26 protein-coding genes are annotated in these 22,397 nt (G+C 59.6%); 1 reads left to right on the forward strand and 25 read right to left on the reverse strand.

What is annotated here, in order from left to right; all coding sequences use genetic code 11:
- Positions 1-28: 28 nt before the first annotated feature.
- From JNL86_11790 to smpB, 23 genes are all read right to left on the reverse strand, one after another.
- Complete coding sequence (locus tag JNL86_11790; GenBank protein ID MBL8043588.1) at positions 29-325, reverse strand: antibiotic biosynthesis monooxygenase; 297 nt, start codon at positions 323-325, stop codon at positions 29-31.
- 92 nt (positions 326-417) lie between these two features.
- Entirely contained in the window at positions 418-1,335 is a 918-nt protein-coding gene (locus tag JNL86_11795; protein ID MBL8043589.1) for a hypothetical protein, read from the reverse strand.
- A gap of 13 nt (positions 1,336-1,348) precedes the next feature.
- Positions 1,349-1,636 carry a hypothetical protein gene (locus JNL86_11800; GenBank protein ID MBL8043590.1) on the reverse strand — a complete coding sequence of 96 codons (288 nt, stop codon included), beginning with the start codon at positions 1,634-1,636 and terminating at the stop codon, positions 1,349-1,351.
- 62 nt (positions 1,637-1,698) lie between these two features.
- The gene (locus JNL86_11805; GenBank protein ID MBL8043591.1) at positions 1,699-2,205 is read right to left on the reverse strand and encodes a DoxX family protein; all 507 of its coding nucleotides are present in this window, start codon (positions 2,203-2,205) and stop codon (positions 1,699-1,701) included.
- Between the two features lie 30 nt (positions 2,206-2,235).
- Entirely contained in the window at positions 2,236-2,373 is a 138-nt protein-coding gene (locus JNL86_11810; protein ID MBL8043592.1) for a hypothetical protein, read from the reverse strand.
- 253 nt (positions 2,374-2,626) lie between these two features.
- Complete coding sequence (locus JNL86_11815) at positions 2,627-3,781, reverse strand: ABC transporter permease (GenBank protein MBL8043593.1); 1,155 nt, start codon at positions 3,779-3,781, stop codon at positions 2,627-2,629.
- Positions 3,782-3,791: 10 nt separating this feature from the next.
- Entirely contained in the window at positions 3,792-4,922 is a 1,131-nt protein-coding gene (locus JNL86_11820; protein MBL8043594.1) for an ABC transporter permease, read from the reverse strand.
- Between the two features lie 20 nt (positions 4,923-4,942).
- Entirely contained in the window at positions 4,943-6,922 is a 1,980-nt protein-coding gene (locus JNL86_11825) for an ABC transporter ATP-binding protein (protein ID MBL8043595.1), read from the reverse strand.
- Complete coding sequence (locus JNL86_11830) at positions 6,919-8,022, reverse strand: efflux RND transporter periplasmic adaptor subunit (protein ID MBL8043596.1); 1,104 nt, start codon at positions 8,020-8,022, stop codon at positions 6,919-6,921. Before JNL86_11830 ends, JNL86_11825 begins: the two co-directional genes overlap by 4 nt.
- Before the next feature lie 140 nt (positions 8,023-8,162).
- Positions 8,163-8,603 carry a periplasmic heavy metal sensor gene (locus tag JNL86_11835; protein ID MBL8043597.1) on the reverse strand — a complete coding sequence of 147 codons (441 nt, stop codon included), beginning with the start codon at positions 8,601-8,603 and terminating at the stop codon, positions 8,163-8,165.
- A gap of 89 nt (positions 8,604-8,692) precedes the next feature.
- Positions 8,693-10,783, reverse strand: coding sequence for a sigma 54-interacting transcriptional regulator (locus JNL86_11840; protein ID MBL8043598.1), 2,091 nt, complete (start codon positions 10,781-10,783; stop codon positions 8,693-8,695).
- Positions 10,784-11,049: 266 nt separating this feature from the next.
- Complete coding sequence (locus JNL86_11845; protein ID MBL8043599.1) at positions 11,050-11,790, reverse strand: FAD-dependent oxidoreductase; 741 nt, start codon at positions 11,788-11,790, stop codon at positions 11,050-11,052.
- Positions 11,791-11,835: 45 nt separating this feature from the next.
- On the reverse strand, positions 11,836-12,072 hold the full coding sequence (locus JNL86_11850; GenBank protein ID MBL8043600.1) for a CDGSH iron-sulfur domain-containing protein: 237 nt from the start codon (positions 12,070-12,072) through the stop codon (positions 11,836-11,838).
- A 229-nt stretch (positions 12,073-12,301) separates the two neighbouring features.
- A complete protein-coding gene (locus JNL86_11855) occupies positions 12,302-12,748 on the reverse strand; it encodes a VOC family protein (protein ID MBL8043601.1) in 447 nt (148 codons plus the stop codon).
- A complete protein-coding gene (locus JNL86_11860) occupies positions 12,745-13,167 on the reverse strand; it encodes a hypothetical protein (GenBank protein ID MBL8043602.1) in 423 nt (140 codons plus the stop codon). Before JNL86_11860 ends, JNL86_11855 begins: the two co-directional genes overlap by 4 nt.
- Positions 13,168-13,196: 29 nt before the next feature.
- Positions 13,197-14,303 carry an NAD(P)H-dependent oxidoreductase gene (locus JNL86_11865; GenBank protein ID MBL8043603.1) on the reverse strand — a complete coding sequence of 369 codons (1,107 nt, stop codon included), beginning with the start codon at positions 14,301-14,303 and terminating at the stop codon, positions 13,197-13,199.
- Complete coding sequence (locus JNL86_11870) at positions 14,281-14,799, reverse strand: DUF5069 domain-containing protein (protein MBL8043604.1); 519 nt, start codon at positions 14,797-14,799, stop codon at positions 14,281-14,283. Before JNL86_11870 ends, JNL86_11865 begins: the two co-directional genes overlap by 23 nt.
- A 4-nt stretch (positions 14,800-14,803) precedes the next feature.
- Positions 14,804-15,247: a VOC family protein gene (locus JNL86_11875; protein MBL8043605.1), complete on the reverse strand. Its 444-nt coding sequence runs from the start codon at positions 15,245-15,247 to the stop codon at positions 14,804-14,806.
- Positions 15,248-15,259: 12 nt separating this feature from the next.
- Positions 15,260-15,901, reverse strand: a complete 642-nt coding sequence (locus JNL86_11880) for a DsbA family oxidoreductase (GenBank protein MBL8043606.1) — start codon at positions 15,899-15,901, stop codon at positions 15,260-15,262.
- Positions 15,898-16,782: a pirin family protein gene (locus tag JNL86_11885; protein MBL8043607.1), complete on the reverse strand. Its 885-nt coding sequence runs from the start codon at positions 16,780-16,782 to the stop codon at positions 15,898-15,900. Before JNL86_11885 ends, JNL86_11880 begins: the two co-directional genes overlap by 4 nt.
- 14 nt (positions 16,783-16,796) lie before the next feature.
- On the reverse strand, positions 16,797-17,135 hold the full coding sequence (locus JNL86_11890; protein ID MBL8043608.1) for a hypothetical protein: 339 nt from the start codon (positions 17,133-17,135) through the stop codon (positions 16,797-16,799).
- A gap of 182 nt (positions 17,136-17,317) precedes the next feature.
- On the reverse strand, positions 17,318-17,764 hold the full coding sequence (locus tag JNL86_11895) for a DoxX family protein (protein ID MBL8043609.1): 447 nt from the start codon (positions 17,762-17,764) through the stop codon (positions 17,318-17,320).
- 498 nt (positions 17,765-18,262) lie between these two features.
- Positions 18,263-18,742 (reverse strand): SsrA-binding protein SmpB, encoded by a 480-nt coding sequence (gene smpB / locus JNL86_11900; GenBank protein ID MBL8043610.1) that lies wholly within the window; start codon positions 18,740-18,742, stop codon positions 18,263-18,265.
- 52 nt (positions 18,743-18,794) lie between these two features.
- On the opposite strand from smpB, the gene JNL86_11905 reads away from it, so the two are divergent.
- Positions 18,795-19,295, forward strand: coding sequence for a DUF721 domain-containing protein (locus tag JNL86_11905; GenBank protein ID MBL8043611.1), 501 nt, complete (start codon positions 18,795-18,797; stop codon positions 19,293-19,295).
- Here the strand turns inward: JNL86_11905 and JNL86_11910 are convergent.
- Entirely contained in the window at positions 19,237-19,854 is a 618-nt protein-coding gene (locus JNL86_11910; GenBank protein MBL8043612.1) for a hypothetical protein, read from the reverse strand. The two genes, JNL86_11905 and JNL86_11910, sit on opposite strands and share 59 nt — an antisense overlap.
- A 40-nt stretch (positions 19,855-19,894) precedes the next feature.
- Positions 19,895-22,354, reverse strand: coding sequence for a DNA gyrase subunit A (gene gyrA, locus JNL86_11915; GenBank protein MBL8043613.1), 2,460 nt, complete (start codon positions 22,352-22,354; stop codon positions 19,895-19,897).
- Positions 22,355-22,397: the final 43 nt, after the last annotated feature.

Consider the following 22,397-nt stretch of genomic DNA (forward strand, 5'->3'; position numbering starts at 1 on the left):
CTCCTCCTCCCTGATTGATCTCATGGGCTCAATACTCGAAGGCTACGCGGTAGAGAGCAGGCGTCATCTCAACGCCCAGCTCTCTCAGCTTCTCCTTCATGGGCGTGACACTCCTCTCGTAGGCCTTCCAATACAGGGTTTCATTCTCCCACATGGCCACGTTGATATAGTTGAACCGGCTGTCCGGCTTGAGGCTGTTATGAAAGTGGCCGCTGATGAATCCCTCTTGCTTCGTGATCTGTTCCTTGACGTCCCGCCACCACTGCACAAACTCAGCCTCTTTGTCGGCGGGCACCGAAAACACATTGATCAATGTCACCGGCATCAGGCACCTCCATGACCATCCTCGACCGCGACATCCGCTGACGAGTCACCTACGGTCTGGCGGAAGCAGAGCCCCCGCCAGACCCAATCAGGTTACTGCGCCTTTCGCACGTCGATCACGGTTCCTTCTTCGTTCAACTCGAGCACGATATGCGAACCATCTTCGATCGGTTTGGTCTTGATCTCCATCCGCTCCAGCGGGAATTCCTTGACGCCATCCGGCGTGGCGAGCCTGACCAGATTCTTGTTCGGCCCAGTACGGATCAACTTGCCGAAGATCAGGCGATGGGTCCCGGACTTGGCCTTGTCTTTGCCATGCACGTCGATCACCATGCCTTCTTCATTGATCCAGAGTGACACGCGATCGCCGACCGCTGCATCAGCAGGAGCATACTTCCTCATCAGGGTGTACTGAGCGGCCGGCGTCTTCACATAGACAAGGCCAGACTCAAACTTGGTGACCACCCCATCCGCCTGAATGACATAGCCGGGTTTCGTCCTCGGATGTTCGTCGAAGCTCATCTCCACGGTGAACCGGTTGATGTCGATCATCTTTCCTGCTTCGTTCAACTCGATCGTCACCGGCGCCCCTTCCTCTAAAGCGGACAATTTGGACTTTCCGGTTTGGACATCGATGGCCTTCTCTCCTTCCGGCGTCCACACCTTGATTTCCTTCTTGTCCGACGAGGTATAGACCAGGTTGCCGGTCACGAAGCGATGGGCATGGGGCTTGTCCCCCTTCCGATGGACATCGATCACGGCGTTGTTTTCATTGACCCGCATTTCTACTTCTTCCCCAACCTCGAGATTCTTGGGCGTGAGCGTCGACGCAATTTTCATCGTTCCCCAGGGCGTCTTCACCGTGGTGATCCCGGACTGCACATTCGACACCACCCCGCTGACCTTCATGTGCGTCGCGTTCTTGACCACGCCTTCGGCGGTGAATCCAGAGGCCACTCCCAGGAACAAACTCAACACCAACGAACCAAGAACCATCATAGTGTGTCTCATGATACGACTCCTTTCATTTTTGACTGAGAATTCTTGTCTTGCCTAACCTCTGCACGATGGCCCTCGTCAGACAGCCTGACGTGAAGATGGTGGCCCCTTTGTGATACATCTCGGACAGCAACCTGGTCCCCGCCTCATCGATGAAGGTCACTTCGTGGAGATCGACATGGCATGGGGCCGGTTCGCCGAATTCCCGGTTCAGCCAGCAATTCCGCAATTCTTTGACCCAGGGACCGGCCAACCGTCCGGAAAGTACGAAGATGGTTCCCCGGTTTGTCTTCGACACCGTAATTTTCAACATGGTCGTGGATCTTTTCGTTCATCGAGTACGGCCGGACCGGTACCAGGCCTTCACCATGACGCTCAGAACATGCGCAACGCGAAACTCGCTTCCCGCGCCTTCGTCACCGGAACTGCCGCCCGTTCGCCAAACCAGCGAGCGATCAGACCATCCAGCGACCACTTGCCTCCCCCGACGACCAGCAACGCCAAGCTCATGCCGATCACGAGCAGGTGATATTCGAACCCTTCACCGGCCTGCTGTCCGAACCAGTTCATGAAGAACCCTTGCGGCAAGTGCACGGTCAGGATCGCGCCGAGCATGATGACGATGAAGCTCGCCGCCGTGAACCGCGTGAGCAGGCCCGCGATCAATCCCAGACTGCCGATGGATTCGCCGATGATGACGAGAAACGCGACTAGCCAGGGAAGACCCATTTTTTGAGTAAAGAATCCCATGGTGCCCTCGAACCCGAACCCTCCGTACCAGCCCAACAATTTCTGGGCTCCATGCGCGAAGATCACACCCCCCAACACCACCCGCAGAATCAAACCAGCCCAGGAATCATCTGTTTTGAAAAAGCTGTACATGTCGAACCTCCTTCGTCTTATGGGGTTGAATTACCGTGTGCGTCCTTGAAACCTCACCGGTTGCCACGCCGGCTGAATCATCCAATCCTTGACCAACACCATCAGGGTCACGAGGGGAATGCAGGCCAACAGTCCGTACCACCAGATCCACACCATCACGTTCTTCATGGACTCACCCTCCATTCTCTCAATGCGTTGCTGTGCATCCCTATCAGCAAGGGCCGTTCCCGTTCGGCGCCACGGAGGTGACACGCGCTAACGCATTGACGATACGTTGGATTTCGAAGACGGAGCCTGATGAGTCCCGATGTGCGGGGTTGACGTGACGAAAGAGAAACGACGATCCATCGTCAGGTGACGAAGGCCTTCGTCACAATATGACGGGAAGTGGCAGTGCGCACGGTGATGGAGCGATGTGGGCTCAGTGGAATTGGCGTCGGAAGCGCCACATGCCGCTCCCGAACAATGTGCCGCCCAACAGGAGCATGGCCCGGACGGGTTTCCAAAGCAGGTCCAAGCCTGCCCCCTTCAGCATCACGCCATACGTGATGTCGATGTAGTAACGCAGAGGCGACAACGTCATGATCGCCTGCACCCACTTGGGCATCGACTCGTACGGCGAGGTGATGCCTGACAATAACAGCATCGGACCCACGACGAAGAGCGTCATCATGGCGACTTGAGCCTGGTTCTTCGCCATAGTCGCCGCCACCAACCCGAATCCGGCGGTGGTGAAGACATGCAGCGCGGTCAGCAGAAAAAAGAGTCCCGCCGACCCCTTCATCGGCACGTGGAACACCGGGTGCAACACGCCGTACAGGGCCAGCGCGGTCGCGAGGAGGATGACCCCGGACATTGCGAGGACCTTTGAAAACATGATCTGGAAGGGAGACAACGGCGACACGAGTAACTGCTCGACCGTGCCTCGCTCCTTTTCACGAACCAGCGCGGCAGCCGGCAGTAACACGGCAAAAATGGTGATCATGCGCAAGACATGTGAAATGGACTGGAACCAGCGTTCGTCCTGGGTGGGGTTGAACCAGACCCGATGGGCACTGGACACAACGGGCACGGTCGCTCGCGTTCCGGCAAGACCCGCGGAAGCCAGGCCCGTCTCGGTCCCGAACAGACTCGCAATCCGCACGGTATACGCTGCGGCCGAAAGCCCCTGAGGAGCGTTGGTGGTGTCGACGAGCAGCTGGACCGCCGTTCGTTCTCCGCTCATGAGGGCCTCGTGAAAACGAGGAGGAATCTCCAATAGGAGCATTGCGCGGCCCTGATCCAATTGCCGGAGCCCTTGCCGTGGATCGCTGATGGCTCCCGAGAGGAAGAAATATGGAGGCTGGAACCGGTGAATCAGCTCGCGGGAAGAGGGGCTCTGATCCGCATCATGCACCAGCAGCTCCGCGTTGGTGAGCTGCATGGTGATTCCGGCCCCGCTGACCAGTACCGAGAGAGAAAACGAATACACCAGAAACAATAACAAGGGCACATCACGCGACAACTGCAAGATTTCCTTCCACGTCAACGCCGCGAGACGTTGCCCCCACATGGCTGCCCGTTGTCGAGCCGTCATCTCTTGCCCCTCAGGTCTTCGGTCGCTTCGTAAAGAGACGATACGTGACTACGCTCATCGCGGCGGCAAAGATCGCCAACGCCAACAGATCGATCCACAGCACATCGGCACCGACCCCTTTCAGAAAGCTGCCCCGCACGATGTCGGTGTAATACATGGCCGGGTAGAGGTGCGCTTGGATCTTCGCGCCGCGTGTTAACGAGGCGACAGGGACCAACAAGCCCGAGAACAAGATCGTCGGAATCATTGCCACGACCATCGTGATGATCAGGGCCGCCATTTGTGTCTGCACCAGCAGCGAAATCAGCAGGCCGATCCCCGTGGTGCAACATACGAACAACACCGACGCGGAAAAGAACAGGAGGAAATTGCCCTTGAACGGCACGTGAAAGAGACCGACGGCTATCAGCCATAACACGAGGACGTTCACGAGAGAGATGACGATATAGGGCAGCAGCTTTCCGGTGAGAAACTCGGCGCGGCTGACGGTGGAGCTATAGATGTTGTAGATCGATCCCGTTTCCTTTTCCCGCACAACTCCAAGCGCCGTCAGCAGGGGAGACGCCAGCATCAGCGTGAACATGACCAGCGCCGGCACCATGGACCAGGTGCTGCGGACTTCCTCGTTGTACAGGTACCGCACCTCGACACCAAGCGGACGCACGAGGACGCCGGCTTGCTCCTGGGTCAGGCCACGGGAGCGGCGCAGGAAATCGATCAGTCGCTCCTGCGTGAACGCCTGGTTGATGGCAATCACGTAGCCCTTGGCGATATCCGTATGGAGCGGAAAGGTCCCGTCGAGCAACGTCTGTACGGCGACCGGTTCGCCAGCGGCCAATTGCTCCTGAAACCGCTCGGGCACAATGATGGCCGCCCGGATCGTCGTTTCGGCCAGGAGACGATCCAGAGTACGCTCCTCGTCGACATACCCCCGAAACGAAAAGTAGCGCGACTGGATGAACCGCTGAAGATACTCCCGGCTGAACTCACTGTGATCCCGATCCACGACAGCAAACGGAATGTCTTCGACATCCAGGTTCAACCCATACCCGAACACCACAAGCCACAGCGCCGGCAATAGGAACGCCAACAGCAGAAACAGGCGGTCCCTGGTGGTTTCCTTCCATTCCTTGAACGCCACCGCGCTGATACGTTGCAGGTTCAGGGGGCCCCCTCCTTGTGCGCCGCCTGTTCCAGCGCCATGACTCGCGACACAAACACGTCCTCCAGGCTCAGCATTCGCGGGCGCACCGCCGCAACCGCGATCCCGACGCGACCCAAAACCTCCCGCAGCCGTGCCTCATCACGGGAGGGATCACGCGAGAGGACGTGGATCTTTGTGCCGAAGAGCGCGGCGCCGGGGAATCCCGACGCGGCCACGTGCGCGAGCGCCGCTCCCGGCTTGTCGACGGCAATCTCCAGAAGGTGGCCCACTTCCTGCTCCACCTGTGTTTTGAGTTCCGCCGGCGTGCCTTCGGCCACGATACGTCCGGCATACATGAGGGCCAACCGATCGCAGTGCTCCGCTTCACTGAGGTAGTGTGTGGTGATAAGGATGGCGACGCCTTCTTCCCGGGCCAACCGCGACAGGATCTCCCAGAACCGTCGACGGCCGATGGGGTCCACGCCGGACGTCGGTTCGTCCAGAAACAGGACACGCGGGCTGTGGACGAGTGCACAACCCAATGCCAGACGTTGTCGCACCCCCATGGGGAGGCGTCCTGTCCGATCATGTTCATAGCCGCCGAGGCCGGCCATGTCCACGATCCATTCCATCCGTTGTTGCGCCTGTCGACGAGCCAATCCATAAATCCCGGCAAAGAGCCGGATATTCTCGATCACGGTCAGGTCCAGATACAGGGAGAAGGCCTGGGACATGTACCCGATGCGTTCCTTGATCGCACCGCTTGCCGTCCGCATGTCGGCGCCGGCCACGCGTCCTTCTCCGCCCGTCGGCGGCAGAATCCCGGTCAGCATCTTGATGACGGTCGTCTTACCCGCGCCGTTCGCCCCCAGGAGGCCGAAGATTTCGCCTTGCTTCATGTCGAAACTGACCCGATCCACCGCTCGAAAGGAGTCAAAATCGCGAATGAGCTCCTTGGCCTGGACGGCCAATCCATCGAACGGTTGCCTATTCCACGAATGCGCGGCATGGCCCGATGCTGCCGACGCCCCCGCTTGTGCATCCTGTTCTTTCAGCAGCAGTGCCACGACCACATCTTCCAACTCCGGCTCGTCGGTGTGGAGCTGCGTGACCGGCAACGAGTCCAATGCGTCCCTGATCCCTGCAGCGGCAGCATCCGGCTCCCGCTCCGGTGTAAACACGTGCAGCGACGCACCCATCGATTCCACCTGGGGATACCGACGTTTCAGGCGCACCATGGCGTCCAGTTGCGGGGTTGCTTCGACGGTAACGACCAAGCCGGGAACCAATGCTCGAACGTCCGACGGAGTTCCGGATGCCAGCACCTGTCCATGGGAAAGAAATGACAGCCGATGAAAGCGGGCGGCTTCGTCCATGTAGGCGGTCGAGACGAGCGCGGTCATCCCCTTGACGGCTTGCCATTCTGCCAGAATGGCCCAGAAGTCCCGCCGCGAAACCGGGTCGACGCCGGTCGTGGGTTCGTCCAGAATGGCGAGCTCCGGCTCATGAATCAGCGTGCAGATCAACCCGAGTTTCTGCTTCATGCCACCCGAGAGCTGCTTCATCAGCCGAGTGCGAAAACGCTCCAGGCGGGTGATCGCCAACAATCGCGCTTTGCGTTCACGAAGGTCGGCCTCGGACACCAACCTGAGCCTGGCGAAGAAGTCGATGTTCTCCTCCACGGAGAGCTCAGGGTAGAGATTGAGTCCCAATCCTTGGGGGAGAAATCCGATCCGCCGCTTCACCTGTTCCGCCGCCCGCTCGGAATCCACGACGATCCCGAACACCTCGGCGGATCCTCCCTCATATCCCAACACTCCCGCGATCGCCTTCATCACCGTGCTTTTCCCTGCACCATCCGGCCCGATGAGGCCGTAGATCTCTCCTCGATTCACGGTGAAGTCCAGGCCATCGACGGCAAGATGGTGCTTGTACCGCTTGACGAAGCCGGACACCCGGACGACCACATCCGTCGACGATGGAGCGAGGCTTGTCATCGAGGCTTCGACCAGGCGACGTCGTCCTTCCAACGGATCAGCGCGTCGGCCGGAAGCCCCGGTGTGAGACGATGATTCGGATTAGCCGTGAGGTAGAGGCGGACGGCGTAGATCAGCTTGACCCGTTCGTCCGGCGTTTGAACTTCTTTGGGTGTGAATTCCGCTTTCGAGGCGATGTAGCGGACGGTCGCCTCGAAGGGTTCGTCGGGGAACGCGTCCGTGTGGATGCGGGCCGGCAAATCCAGCCGGACTTTGCCGATTTGGAGTTCCGGGACATAGACCTGCAGGTACAGGCGGTCAAGGTCGACCACTTCGAGTAGGGGCGCGCCGGTCGCCACAACTTCGCCGATGTCCACCATGCGTGTGGTCACCGTGCCGTTTGTCGGAGCCAGGATCGTTAGATCGTCGAGCACGCTGCGAGCCTCCGCAAGCGTGGCATCTGCTTGGTCGCGTTGCCGTTCGAGCGCCGCGACCTCCGCCTCTTTCGATCGGATACGTTCCTTCCCCAGTTCAGCCTGTGCGAGTTCCTTGCTGGCTTGGTCGAGCCCGGCTTTTGCCACGGCGATTTCCGTCACCGCGACCTTCCAACGTGCATCGGCCTGATCCACCTGTTGCTGCGACACCGCCTGTTCGGGCAGCAGCGCCCGGATGCGATCGACATCGCGACGGGCTTCATGTTCGATCGCCTGTGCCTTCCGGATGACGGCACGTGCACTGTCGACCTTGGCGGCGGCCGCCTCGATGCTCAACGGCACCTCCAGGTTCAGGACCGCGAGGGCCGTATGGGCCGCCTCCACCTGCGCCATCACGCTGTCCACCAACCGCGCAACTTGATCGACTTTCGCTTTCGTCTGCGCGTCGTCCAGCCGAATCAAGACGCTGCCTTTGACGACGTTGGCGCCTTCGCGCGCCGCCAGATCTACGACGCGCCCCGGAAACTTGCTGGCCACGGTGACATGGTCACCCTCAATCCGGCCATTGGCCTGAATCAGCCCCTCCGGCAGCCCGTTATGCCAGACCAGTCGATCGAGAATGACATAGCCTGCAAGCAACACCGCAGCGAGGACGGCCGCGACGATCGTGGAGGTACGGGTGGTCATACAATCAGTCTGTCGCAGCCCCTGTTTCGAAGACACACCGCACGGCCCAGCTGCACGTGCGTCGACACTGTAGTCGATGATGGACCCTTTTGCCAGGGCTCAGCCTCTATGGCAAATCAACCCACCATTCGGACGACGACTCAATGCTCTCCATACCGGGCCATCCACTTGCGGAGGTGTTCCACAGCCTCGGTCTTCTGCTCCGGTCTCAGCGTCGCATGCCACTCCGTCACCTTTGGCAACAGACGCTGCATCACGCGCTTCTGTTCAGCCTGGTGACGATCCATCAGTTGCGTCAGCTTGGCCTGGTCCAGCCGGTCGCCCTGCACCTGGGCGATCGCTTCCTCCATGATGGCGTTGCGCTCCTGCTGCGATTCGGCACGAGCCGCCACCATTTCATCCCTGACGGCCATCAGCTTCGCCTTTTGCTGATCGTCGAGGTCCAAGTGTTTGGCGATCTTACTCGTCATCCAATCAGCTCGTTCCGCCGGCGTATAGTGCCGATGACAACCGGCCCCGACCAACGCTCCGGCCAGAACCAGCGTCCCGATCGCAACCCGAACCATCTTGTGCGCCCTCATGCTGCCCTCCTTGGTGAGTGGTATGAGATCAGACTGCCTCTTCACATTGAAACAGCAATCGAAGCGACATGGTAGGGGGCAGCGCGCGATTATTCCCGAGGGCGGGACAGGCCGAGCTTTTTGATTTTGGAGGTGAGGGTGGTGCGCTTGAGGCCAAGCCGAACCGCCGCACCGCCCGGTCCGCCGATCGTCCACTTCGTCTCTCGCAGGACACGAAGGATCTGCTCGCGTTCCGCCTCCTGCAGGGAAGGCGTCGCAGCATGACGCTCCGGCTCCACCAGTTTCAGTTCCTGGAGGGGCACATGCAGTTGCGTTCCCTGAGTGAGAATGACGGCCCGTTCGACCAGATTTTCCAATTCCCGGATGTTGCCCGGCCAGTGGTAGCGGGACAGGGCCTCCAGAGTGGGGGCGGGAACCGATTCGATGGACTTCTTCATGCGCGCGGCATAGTGCTGCGCGAAATACCGCACGAGCATGGGGATGTCGTCCCGTCGCTCGCGGAGAGGCGGCAGGTTCAGGGGAAACACGTTCAACCGGTAATAGAGATCGCCACGGAAATGTTGCTCTTCGACCAGCGTCGCCAGATCGCGATTCGTGGCGGCGATCAGACGGATATCTACGTGGATGGTGCGCGTGCTCCCGAGCCGTTCGAACTCCTGTTCCTGCAACACACGAAGCAGTTTAGACTGCAGCTCCAGCGGAATTTCCCCCACCTCGTCTAAAAAGATCGTCCCGCCATGGGCCAATTCGAACCGACCGACTTTCTGCGCGATGGCTCCGGTGAACGCCCCCCGCTCATGGCCGAATAACTCGCTTTCGAGCAGCCCAGTGGGAATCGCGGCGCAGTTCAGTTTGACAAACGTGCGTGCATGTCGCCCGCTCAGGCGATGGATGGCCCTGGCAATCAGCTCTTTCCCGGTGCCGGTTTCACCCAGGATCAGCACCGTCGCGTCGGTCGGCGCCACGATTTCCACTTGCCCCAACACCTGTTTCAACGCCCGGCTATCGCCGATGATATCGTCGAAACCATGTTCGAGGCGAATCTCCTCTTCGAGATAGTGCTTCTCCTCGGTCAGCCGGTCTTTGAGTTCGGTGATCTCTTGATAGGCCAGAGCATTGTCCACCGCGAGCGCAATCTGTCCGGCCACCTGGCTGAGAAACTCGATGTCCTGCTCGACGAACGCCTGCTCCTGACGGCTGGCCAGATTGAGACAGCCAATCACGCGATCACGGGACAACAGCGGCAGTGAGCAGTTCGATTGAAATCCGCGCTCGACCAGCAGCTGCGTCACCGGATGTGAGAACGCCTGCATTTTGTGCCGATCCGGCACAACCACCGGCCGCTTCGTCTGGAGGGCAAGACCGGCCGGCGAATCGTAGGCGTCTGAGCTATTTCCCTCCGTGAGTGCGCCCTGATTGTCGGGAAAGTCGAGCGCATGGAGACGCACGCGCTGGGTCTTGCTGTCGTAGAGGATTAAACTGGCATATTCCTGCGGGACCATCTCGCGGAGACAGAGACTCACCGCTTTGAACACCTCGCGCAGGTCCAGCGTGGAGGCCATGGTGTTGGTCATGCGCAATAACAGACCGAAGCGATCGCGCTGCCGTTCGACGTCCCGCTGTGAGGCCGCCGCCGCCTCACGGTTGAGCACATTCTCCACGGCCACCGCCACCTGACGCCCGATCTGCTGCATCAAGTCCAGATCCTGCTCCCCATAGGCACCGGGCTGCAGACTGGAAAATTCGAGCGAACCCAGCTGACGCTCTACCGACGTCAGCGGCACCAGACAGCAGGACTGCACGCCGTCCTCCCGCATCAGCCGGACAATGGACGGCCAACGGGATTCCTTGGTCAGATCATTGATCAATAACGGACGCTGGGTGTCCCACACCAGGCCGGCCGGTGTGTCGCCGGAGGGTGCCTCCTGGCCGCCGATGATGTCAGCCGGAACATTCGCTTGCAGCACATGCAGCCGCATGATGTCGCGTTGCGCATCATAGAGGGAAAGGCCGACAAAATTGACGGGAACGAGCATCGGCAGGCGGCGGGCGAGATCCTGAATGAGACTCGGCAGGTCGGAATGGGTCGCAATCGCCTCCACCACCTGCAACAAGGCGCCATAGCGCCCACTGTCTTCTTGCGTCGCTTGCGGAGATGAGAAGGGCGGCTGGTTATTCATGAGTCGTGGCTTAGTATGCCCGCGACCGCCGCAGTACGCAACGGCACCGGAGTGCACTCTCGCCCGCGGTCTCGAACACGATGTTTTGCTGGTACGAGCCAAGGCGCACGAGCGGTTTGGTCGTGATACCCTTCTCATTGTCCTCCGCCGCCTGATTGATCTGATCGAGAACAGAATGATCGTTGTGGCGCCGTGATCAATAGGGAAGGCACGGTGGTCGGCGATTCAGAGGAAGACAAACCGCGAGGGGATGACGGCGTCTTGAGTCAGTAGCCTGCGAATGTTTCCGTGCGAATATCGCTGTGGTCGATGCCGGCTTCTTTCAACATCGTGCGCAATGCGCCGACCATACCCGGCGGGCCGACCACGTAATAGATCGGCTTCTTCACATTGACGAGGTGTTTGGAGAGCAGCACCGCGTTAATGTACCCCGTCTCGCCCTGCCAGGGGCGGGAGGAATTCGCGGGTTCGGTCATGGTGGCTACGAAGCGATAGTGAGGATTCTTGTCCTGCAAGGACTGCAATTCGTCCAGAAACGCCGCATCTTCCGGTCGTCGGTTGGAGTAGAAGAGCACCATGGGGTGCGGCGACCGTTGCATCGCCGCCTGCACCACCATGCTGCGAAACGGTGTAATGCCGATCCCGCCCGCCAGAAAGACGGCCGGGCGTGTCTGGTCGGCATGTAGCACCAAGTTCCCGAACGGCCCTTCCATCCGGACGGTTGAGTCGAGCGGCATGCGCTGCAGTTCGCGCTTGAAGGCGGTATCGCGGAGCCGGGTGGCAACCATCAGGGTTGATTCCTGCGGCGCGCTCGCGATGGAAAAGGCCCTGGTATTGCCCGCTGCATCGGTCTCAGAAGGCTGAGGCAGCGTCAGATCGACAAACTGACCCGGCGTGAAGGCGAACTGCGACGGCTTGTCGAAGTAGAACGCCATCGTCCCTTCCGCCACCAGACGCCGCTCGGTCAGTGTGATTGAATACCCGCTCTCGTCCGCCGCCTCACCCATGCTTTCCCTCTCGTATCACGCGCGGCACGCCGGTCAACCAGGAACTCAGAGCGATTTGTGCGTCCCGTCGCAAAACGGAGGATTCTTGGTGTGCTTACACTGACACAAGGCCACGGTTTTCTTTTCGGTCGTCGTGAACGCCATGGGCGTGAAACTGGTTCCCTTGTGAGCCCCATCACAAAACGGCTGCTTCTTCGAGCGCCCGCATCGACACCAATAGTGCGTACCTGCGTCCAACTCCAACACGGCCGGCTGCTTCGCTGCAATGACTGGTTCTTCCATGCTGTGACCTCCCGTTTAGTTGAATGACTTCATTTCGACACACTGACTTGCCCCACTGGGCTCCGAACACTTCCATCCATCAGACTCAAACCCCTGCCATCTCCAATAGGCGAAGGGCTTGTTCTTCGACTTACCGGTACACTCAACATCCACACTGCTTGGGGAGAAATGCGCCAATCCTCAGCCATCCGCTGCCGCAGAAGAGGACAGAGTTGATCCGCTCGAGGAGCTAGAGGACCAACGGTTTGATCGGCGACACTACGGCCGCCGGATTGTTTTTCCACGTCGCCTCGTCGGCGTCCACATACAGCTCGACTTCGTTGCCATCCGGGTCACGAAGGTAGAGGCTCTGGCTCACGGTGTGGTCGCTCATCCCGTCGATGACGATACCTGACCGTTCGAGCTCCTGCTTGGCCGCCCGGAGTTCGTCCAGGCTATCTCCCATTTTGATGCCGATATGGTACAGCCCTCGCCGCCGCCCTTGCGGAGGGCCCGGCGCATCGCCGACTTGAATCAGCAGCAGTTCATGATGCGTGCGGCCGGATGTGAGCGCCGCGGCCGCGCCGTTGAAAATTCTTCCTACTTCCTGGAATCCAAGCAGGTCGCGATAAAATGCCAGCGACCGCCCGAGATCTTTCACATAAAACACGACGTGGCCCAGATAGTGCGCCTTCATGTGATCGACTCCTTCCCGGTCGACGGTGTCCGGAGCAGTGCCCTGACCGCCGCATGCGCCAGCACCACATCCGGCTCGCGCTGCAGCGCGTCGTAATAGTGCCGGCCAAATCCATCGCCTTCCTCAGACGGCGTCAACATCGTCCGCACCGAGTCGATGGTCAGGGTCATCTCCGCCCGATCCTCGACTTCCTCCTCCTCTGACAGCTCATCGATCTTCACCATCAGTTGGGACAGCGGGCGCAACCAGGCGAACCAAGCATCTCCGAGCACGAGCTGAAAGAATGCGCCATTCGTCTCGATTCGCCCATGCACCCGCTCATAGGAGACCCGTTCACTGTCCAGTAGCGCCTTATGCAGGCGGAGCAACGCCCGCGAGAGGTTGCTCAGATGTGTGCGCATGTGATCCTGACCTGACATCATCTCGTCTCCTTACACAGCCATCCCGCTTATCCCGTCGGTTCACTATCGAGTTGATGCGCCTTCCGGCCGCCACGGGCCAGCGGGTGCCCCGCCAATCGCCCCTCGACCATCAGCCGTGCCATCTCCACGGCACGCGACAGCAACGCCTGCGCCCCGTCGCGCAATTCACGACTGGTTTGCACTTCGGAATTGTTCCGCTCCATGTCCTCCGCGCTCCATCCTCTCGAATGGGCGATGAACGGGAATTGCGGAAACTGGCAGCCGACCTCGGCGAAAAACGTCATCAGTTGGCCCGCGACGGCCTGTACATTGTCCTGTCCGCCCATAATGATAAACGCCGCGACTTTATTCTTCAGGAGGTGCCGGTTCGCGATCGTCTCCTGGTTCTGAATGCAATTCATGCGTTCGACCATTTTGTAGTAGAGACTGCTGGCGCCGCCCCATCTGATCGGAGTCGACACCAGAATCACATCCGCCCAATGCACGATGCCCTCGTACACCTGATCCATCTGGTCCGCTGGATCCATCTGCGTAATCGAGCAAGGCCAGGTACAGGCCTCCGCCGCCTTGGAATAGAACCCCTCACAGGCACGAAACGACAGATCGCGCAGGCGGATGAGTCGCGTGTCGGCCTCGAGCTGCTCGCGTGCATACCCCAATGCGACTTCAAGCAGGGCATCGGAGGCGCTGTACCTTGGCTGGTCGACGGTCATCGCCGTCGTGGCGAGCCCCAACACGCGAATCGGGCCCTCTGCGCGAACGATCGGACGGGCCAGCGGATGTGGTGTCTTCACCAACTTCTTCCGCTTGGTGGCCGACGCGAGATCAACATACAAACGTCCGCCGTCAATCATCAGTGAATAACCGGGTACGCGGTCTCCCTCGTAGCCCGGTTCCCCCTGACCGGTATGCCGATGAAACTTCCAGTAGTGCCATGGACAGACCACATAGTCGCCGTCAAGTCGTCCTTCTCCCAGCGGCCCACCGATGTGGTTACAGATCCCCGAGATGGCCGCAAACGCGCCGTCGCGATAACTCAAGGCGAGCGTGGTCGTCCCGCAGATGATTTGCTGCAGCGGCCGTTGCTTCAGCTCATCCACCTGGCCGATCTCAGTCCATGTCACATCCGGCACCGGGACTTCCTTTCACATCAAGCACGGGGCGCTGAAATCGCACACGCTTCTCTTCCAGATCGTACACATCGAAGTAGGTATACACAGGGCGATGCGTCGGCACGTATTTCGGGATGTAGTCTTCCATATACGCCTGCACCGCCGGCGCCATCTCAGACAGCCGCAGATCCCGCATCTTATTGTTCCATTCGATGACTGCCTGTCGATCCTGGACCTTGCTGTGCACGTTGATCCATGCGCCAAGTTCCTCATCGGTTGCTCCGGTTGCCACGATCTCCTTGAACTGGTCCGGGGTGATCCCCGTGAACGCGAACAACAGGCCTGCCAAAGAGCAGGGCCAGTAGTTGTACTCCCCATTGATGCCGAGCAGGAATGCCCGGCATTTGTCCGCGCAACGCGCCCCGATGACATAGCCCCCCAGCATTTCCCGCGGGCTGCGAGGATAGGCCTTGGTCAGATCTTTCGCAAGCGTGCGAACCTTCTCTAAATCAGCCATCCGCTCACGTCCTTCCTTGTCGAGCGCGCGAGGGCTTGGAGAACGTGATTCCGGCCTTCTGGACCTCTTGATAAGGGAGCAGCCACACCAATGACTCATCAGACAGGTCGCCGACCTGAATGCGGTTTCCCCAGGGGTCGCGGAAATCGCACCGGAATTGGGGCTCCATCTTTACCTTATATTTATATTTCGTGGTGAGCTTTCGCCGTACCTCTTTAATTTGCTGCGCATCCCGCACCATCAATCCGAAATGTTTCACCCGATCCGGCTGCAACGTCTCCACCTCGAAAATCGCCAGGAATTGATGCTCACCGAGTTTGCACCAGGCCGCGCCTTCCCCGCCACGCATCATCTTCAAGCCGAATACGTCCGAGTAGAACCGGACCGCTTTCTTGGCGTCGGTCACTTCGATCACGATGTGATTGCATCCATAGACCTGTACCGCCATATCAGCTGCTCCTTATGCACTCACTTGGGCGATCGCGTCGACAAATGTCTCAACCGACTGCGCGCCCGATACCACCGTCTTCCCGTTCAACACGAAGTAGGGCACACCTCTAATTCCCAGCTGACGCCCGCGCGCTTCCTCCTGCCGCACGGCATCCACTCCATCCTTCGTCTGCAGGAAACGTCCGACAGCAGCCGCGTCTAATCCGGCCCCTGCGGCCAACGAGACCAGGGCGTCCGCCTCACCCACGTTCACCCCGTCCGTGAAGTAGCCGTGGAACAACGCCTCCACCACGGCATCCTGCCGCCCCTGTTGCTGAGCGAACCAGACGAGCCGGTGGGCATCAAACGTATTCGGGGTCCGGGTAATTCGACCGAACGCGAACTCAATACCTGCACTCACGCCTGCGACGGTAATTCGATCGTGGATCGCCTGCACCTCGCCCGGCCCTCCGAACTTCGTCTCGAGGTACACACGGCGATCCATGCCGGCTGCAGGCATGGTCGGGTTCAACTGGAACGGGCGCCAGAAGACACGGGCGCGTTCCTGCGCCTGCACCGATTCGAGCGCCTGTTCCAATCGCCGCTTCCCGATGTAGCACCAAGGACAGACCACGTCTGAGTACACATCGACGGTGAGCGCCGTCCCGCTCATGACAGATGTCCCATCTTTCCCGCCTGGTAATCGTGCACCGCCTGAATGATTTCGTCTCGCGTATTCATGACAAACGGGCCATAACGCGCGACCGGTTCGTCGATCGGCTGCCCGCTCAAGACGAGCAGCGTGGTATCCTGCTTCGCCTCGAGTGTCACCCGTTCGCCTCGCTGCCCGAGGAGCGCGAGTTCCACCTCGCCCATGTGTTGTGCGCCGTTCACCATCACCTGACCATGGAGCACGAACAGCGACGAATTGAACCCTTCCGGCAGCGCCACATCGACTTGGTGTCCGGCCGTCAGCCGCAGATCATAGAGATGAACCGGACTGAAGGTCTTCGCAGGACCACTCACACCGCGGAAGGTCCCGGCGATCACCCGGAGCTGGCCAGCACCTCCGCCGAGATCCACCACCGGAATGTCCTCTTTGACCAAAGTCTGGTACCGCGGGCTGGTCATTTTAAAGGCCTTCGGCAGATTGACCCACAGCTGAATCCCTTCCAGCAATCCACCCTGTCTCGAAAATTCCCTTTCGTGCAGCTCTTCATGCACGACGCCGGATGCGGCCGTCATCCATTGCACATCGCCGGGCCCGATGATGCCGCCGCTGCCCGTCGAATCGCGGTGCGCCACTTTTCCGTGATACATGATCGTCACCGTTTCGAACCCGCGATGCGGATGTTCTCCCACCCCGCGCTGCCTGTTGCCGGGCAGGACCTGCTCGGGTCCCATATAGTCGAGCATCAAGAAGGGAGATAGTTGTTCGTCAACACCGGCGCCCGGAATCATATTGCGGACCGGAAATCCATCTCCCACCATATGATGAGAACCGGGTTGATAGACACCGACCAGTTCCTTGGTTCCAATTGTCTCCGTGTGCATCACCGCCTCCTTTCTTAGGCCATCCCTCGCACGGCCTCGGCGAGGGAAATCGTACCGCGTACCAGCGCGTTGGGAAACTCGTACACGATCGTGCCCTTGGCGAAGGCCGTGTACATCTCCTCGAACAATCGTGCCGCCTCGTCGGAAAAACCGAACGACGTCATGGTCGGCACCACGGCACTGAGCGGCGCAGCCTGTGTGCGGACCGCACGCCCGAGGATTCGGCCGAATTCCTCCGCGACCTGCTCCGGACTGTACTCCTCCGGGCCTGCAAGTTCCACAATCACATGCCCCGGTCCGCCGGCCATCAATCGATCCGCCGCCACACGGCTGATGTCGCCCGTCGAAATCATCGGGATCCTGGCTTGCGGGGCAATGAAGGTGGGGAGTACTCCCTGTCCCCTGACCATGCCAAGGCCGATCGCACCACGACTCGCACCGGCTGATTTTGAGCCAGCAATGTCTCTGCGACGACTTTTCCCGTGTGTCCGGTTACCCCCAGTACGACAAACATCCCTTCCTGTCCTTTCCTGGGTCAGCCGAGTCGGTCCGCCACGATTTTATCCAGTGACCAGCGCCCGGCTCCCGTCATCAGCAAGGCTGCCGCCATCCCGATCACGAGCAGATGATATTCGTAGCCTTCACCCTGCTGCTGCCCAAACCAGTTCATGAAAAAACCGACCGGCGCATGCACAGTCAAAATGGCTCCCAGCATGATCACGATGAAACTGGCGGCGGTGACGCGCGTCAACAGACCCGCCAGCAACCCGAGGCTGCCGAAGAACTCCCCGATGATGACCAGACACGCGACGATCCAGGGGAGGCCCATCTTTTGCGTAAAAAATCCCATCGTGCCGTCGAATCCAAAGCCACCGAACCAACCGAGCATCTTCTGCGCGCCATGGGGGAGCATGACCAACCCCACGGTCATCCGTAAGATGAAGCCGGTCCAGGCATCGTCGGTGTGAAACAAGTTCCGCATTGGTCCCTCCGATCGTTCCGAGCTCACGGCGACTCCCGATCGCTCAACGCCCCACATCAGCCCTAGTATAATAGTTCTAGTTAGAACAAAGTCAACCCCTCTACGGCAATCCAAAGTGATCCGATGGAGTGGACTGAAAGGAGACGATGCTCTGATGGACGAGCGAACCGTCTCCATGTGCCGCGTGCCGAAACAGCCGATCTTGCAGGAAACAGGGAATGCGCAGGCAGGCGTGTGCAATGCTTCACGAGCGAAATCGGAAACCGATACCGATGATCGGGGGGGCAGGTGCCCAAGCACGTCCGCGCAACCGCGGCAAGTGAGGAAGTGACTCAGACTGACGACTGAATATGACAATGCCGCACAGGGGCAGGTCGACCTCAGGGGGACAGCCCAGTGGGGGAACGCGAACGGAGGAAGGACGGAATAACGATGTTTGCGTCACGCCGGCCAGGATAGGAGAGCACATCTCCTCGCCTGATTCATACTGCGAATGGTTTACTTTCGGCTCTTGATCGCCCGTTCGACCTCACGCCCCGCCTCACGCGCTTTGATGGACTCTCGACGATCATACTGCTTCTTACCCTTGGCCAATGCCACCTCCACCTTGGCGTGGCCGCGTTTGGAAAAGTAGATACGCAAGGGGACGAGCGTGAGGCCTTTGAGCTGGGTCTTCCCGATCAGCTTATTGATTTCCTTGCGATGTAGGAGCAGCTTCCGCCTGCGCAGCGGATCATGATTCATCAGGTTACCGTGCGAATAGGGGCTGATGTGGCAGTGATTCAGATAGACTTCGCCGTCATCGACCGACGCATAACTGTCCTGCAGGTTCACTCGTCCTTCCCGGAGAGACTTGACCTCTGTTCCCCGCAAGATGATGCCAGCTTCGAACTTCTCCTCGATAAAATAGTCATGGTAAGCCTTCCGGTTGGTGGCCACCACTTTGAATTGGTCGTCGTGATCCTGTGTCTTTGTCATGGCGTTCCGCCGACGGCTGTTCCCGCCGGGCGCATTTTGTTATGATGCCCTCATGCGAGGACAGAGCAGGCTCGATTCATTCGGCACGATTTTGGCCGGGGTTGCTCACCGGCTGGGTCTGGAGAGCAAGCTCGTCGAGGCGCGCCTGCGACGCCATTGGCCTGAGATCGTGGGCGAGCCGATCGCCACACACACACGCCCCGACCAGATCCGCTTCAAGAAACTCTACGTCTTCGTGCACAACTCGGTCTGGCTGCAGCAACTCACCTTTCTCAAGCCGGTGTTGCTCCAAAAGATCAACTCGATGGCCGGAGAGCCGTTGGTGACAGAGATCGTGCTGCGTATCGGGGATGTGTCCACAGAACACGCATCGCAGCCCGTGCCGTCAACCGCGGACGCGGGAACACCCCAGCCGAGTGCCGAACTGCTCAGGGAAGCGGCGCTCCATGCCCAAGGCATTCAGGATCAGGCGCTCCGCGAACAGCTCGCGACCGTCATGGCGCAGGCGTTGGCGATGACGCCGCCGGAACGCTCATCCCGACCGGCCCCTTGAACAAGAGACGCGAATAGGCGGCACTCGCGGCGCTGTCCTTGCCTTTCGGAACCGGCCCGATGCGGCCTTCCTCCTCTTGTTCATCCAATCGGTAGAATCCGCGTACGGATCCTTCGAACCCATCCCGCACCGTCCGATCTTCGCCGGTCACATACCGGTGTAACATGTCCGGCTCCGTCCACCCCTCGTCAGTAAAGACATAGATCGCAATGCGTTGATAGCGTCCTTTCGGATCGTCCACCGTGGTCGGATGGATTTTCATCGGGCCGAAATTTCTGGTCTCTGTCCCGACCTTCCGAAAGCGTTCGATCAACGTCTCGATCTCGGTGTCGCTGGTCCAGGGTGGAACGTGCACCGCCACGACCGAACCTTCCTGAGACCCGATGCTGTAGGGAGGAATGGACCGGTCAGGCCGGCTGAGAAACATGCCGCCCCAGATCAGCGCAAAGGAGCAGAAGAGAACCCCTAGCGCCATCTTCACCACCGTATCCAGCGGACGCTTGGCAGGGAGGCCGGCGGGAGCCACAGCCGGCGGCGGAGTCTGGTGATTCATGACCATGATGAGGAGGGCCGCCTGACCCCAGACGGCTCACGGAAAATTACTCGCCCTCGTCGGGTGCCCCTTCTTCACGCTCGACCAGTCGCACCACGGCGACTACGCGATCCTCATCGCCATCCACATCAAGCAGGCGAACGCCCTGGGTATTCCGGCCGATTTCCCGGATGTCGTCGACCTTACAACGCAGCACCTTCCCTTGTGCCGCCATCACCATGATTTCGTCTTCGCCGCGGACCTGGAGGAATCCGACCGCAAGACCGTTCCGTTCGGTGGTCTTGACGCTGATGATGCCTTTCCCGCCGCGTCCCTGCACGCGATATTCGTTCACGGGAGTGCGCTTGCCGTAACCGCCTTCGGTGACGGTGAGAATAGCCGTGGTGGAATCGGGTGTGATGGTCTCCATGCCGATGACTTCATCGCCCGCCTCCAGGGTAATCCCGCGCACGCCATGGGCTGTGCGTCCCATGGCCCGCACATCTTCTTCCTTGAAGCGGATGGTGATGCCTTGCTTCGTGCCCAACAAAATCTCGCGCTGGCCGTCAGTGAGATCCACGCCGATCAATTTGTCACCTGCGTCGAGCGACAGCGCGATGATGCCGCCCTGGCGTGGATTGCTGTAGGCCGATAATTCCGTCTTCTTGATGACGCCCTGTTTGGTGCCCATGATGACGAACCGATCGGCAGCATATTCCTTGACCGGCAGCGTTGCCGTGACCTTCTCGTCTTTGGAGAGGGCCAACAGGTTGACCAGCGCCTTGCCTTTGGCGGCCCGGCTCGCTTCGGGTATTTCGTGCACCTTGAGCCAGTAGACCTTGCCCGCATCGGTAAAGAACAGCAGCGCGTCATGCGTGGACGCCGTGAAGAGGGTCTCGACAAAATCCTCTTCCTTAATGCCCATGGCAATCTTGCCTTTGCCGCCCCGCCGTTGCGCGCGATAGAGCGTGACGGCATTTCGCTTGATGTACCCGGCATGCGAAATCGTCACGACGACTTCCTCTTCGGCGATCAGGTCTTCGAGCGTCAGCTCCGCTTCTTCTTTGACGATTTTCGTGCGGCGTTCGTCCTGATACTTCTCTTTGATCTCCGTCAGTTCATCGCGGATGATCTTGCGCACCAAGGCCTCGCTGCCGAGGACCGAGCGCAGGTATTCAATAGTCTTCAGCACTTCACGATATTCTTCCACCAACTTGTCGCGCTCCAGCTGAGTGAGCCGCTGCAGCCGCATTTCCAGGATGGCATTGGCCTGGATTTCAGATAACTGGAACTGCTGCATCAAGCCCGCGCGCGCCACGTCGGGCGATTGCGAGCGCCGGATCAAGGCGATCACGGCATCCAGATTGTCCAGGGCAATCTTGAGCCCTTCGAGGATATGGGCGCGTTCTTCCGCCTTACGTAGATCGTACGCCGTACGCCGCACGACCACTTCGCGCCGGTGCTCGACAAAGGCTTCCAGAATACGCTTGAGGTTGAGTACTTCCGGCCGATTGTTGACGAGCGCCAGCATGTTCACACCGAAGGTCGTCTGCAACTGGCTGTGCTTGTATAGATTGTTCAACACCACGAGCGGAATCTCATTGCGCTTCAGCTCAATCACGACCCGGACGCCTTCGCGATCGGATTCGTCGCGGATGTCGGAAATGCCGGTCACGCGGTCTTCCTGCGCCAGGTCGGCAATTTTTTCGATCAGCTTCGACTTATTCACCTGATACGGAATTTCAGTGATGATGAGCCGCTCGCGATCGGTGCGTTCGTCCGTCTCGATCGCGACCTTTGCGCGGACGGTAAGAAGCCCGCGCCCCGTCTCGTAGGCATCCTTAATGCCGGACGTGCCGTAAATGAACCCGGCGGTCGGAAAATCGGGGCCGGGAATTTTTTTCATCAGCTGCGCAATGGTCACCTCAGGGTTTTCGAGCAGCAGGAGCAACCCCTCGATGACTTCGCCCAGATTGTGCGTGGGAATGTTGGTCGCATAGCCGACGGCGATCCCGCCCGCGCCGTTGACCAGCAGATTCGGCACCCGGGAGGGCAAGACCAATGGTTCGACGCGCGACTCGTCATAGTTGGGGCCGAAATCGACCGTTTCTTTTTCAATATCCGCCAGCAGCTCTTCAGCCAGTTTGGTCAACCGGGCTTCCGTATACCGCATGGCCGCCGCGGCATCGCCGTCCATCGAGCCATAGTTGCCCTGGCCGTCCACCAGCATGTAGCGCATGTTGAAGTTCTGCGCCATGCGCACCAGGGTGTCGTAAATCGCCGAGTCGCCATGGGGATGGTAATTACCCATGATCTCGCCGACGATTTTGGCCGACTTGCGGTAGGGCCGGTTGGCGGCCAACCCCATCTCATTCATGCCGTGCAAAATGCGACGGTGGACCGGTTTCAACCCGTCACGCACGTCGGGCAACGCGCGACCGACGATCACGCTCATCGCGTAGTCAAGGTACGACGAGCGCATCTCATCTTCGATCGCAATCTGTCCTAAACGTTCATCTGGCGGCATCTACCCTCCACGGATGCTGAAAATGTCCCTCGGCTTCGTTCCC

Origin of the sequence: Nitrospira sp., from assembly GCA_016788885.1 — a bacterium.
Lineage (GTDB): Bacteria > Nitrospirota > Nitrospiria > Nitrospirales > Nitrospiraceae > Nitrospira_A.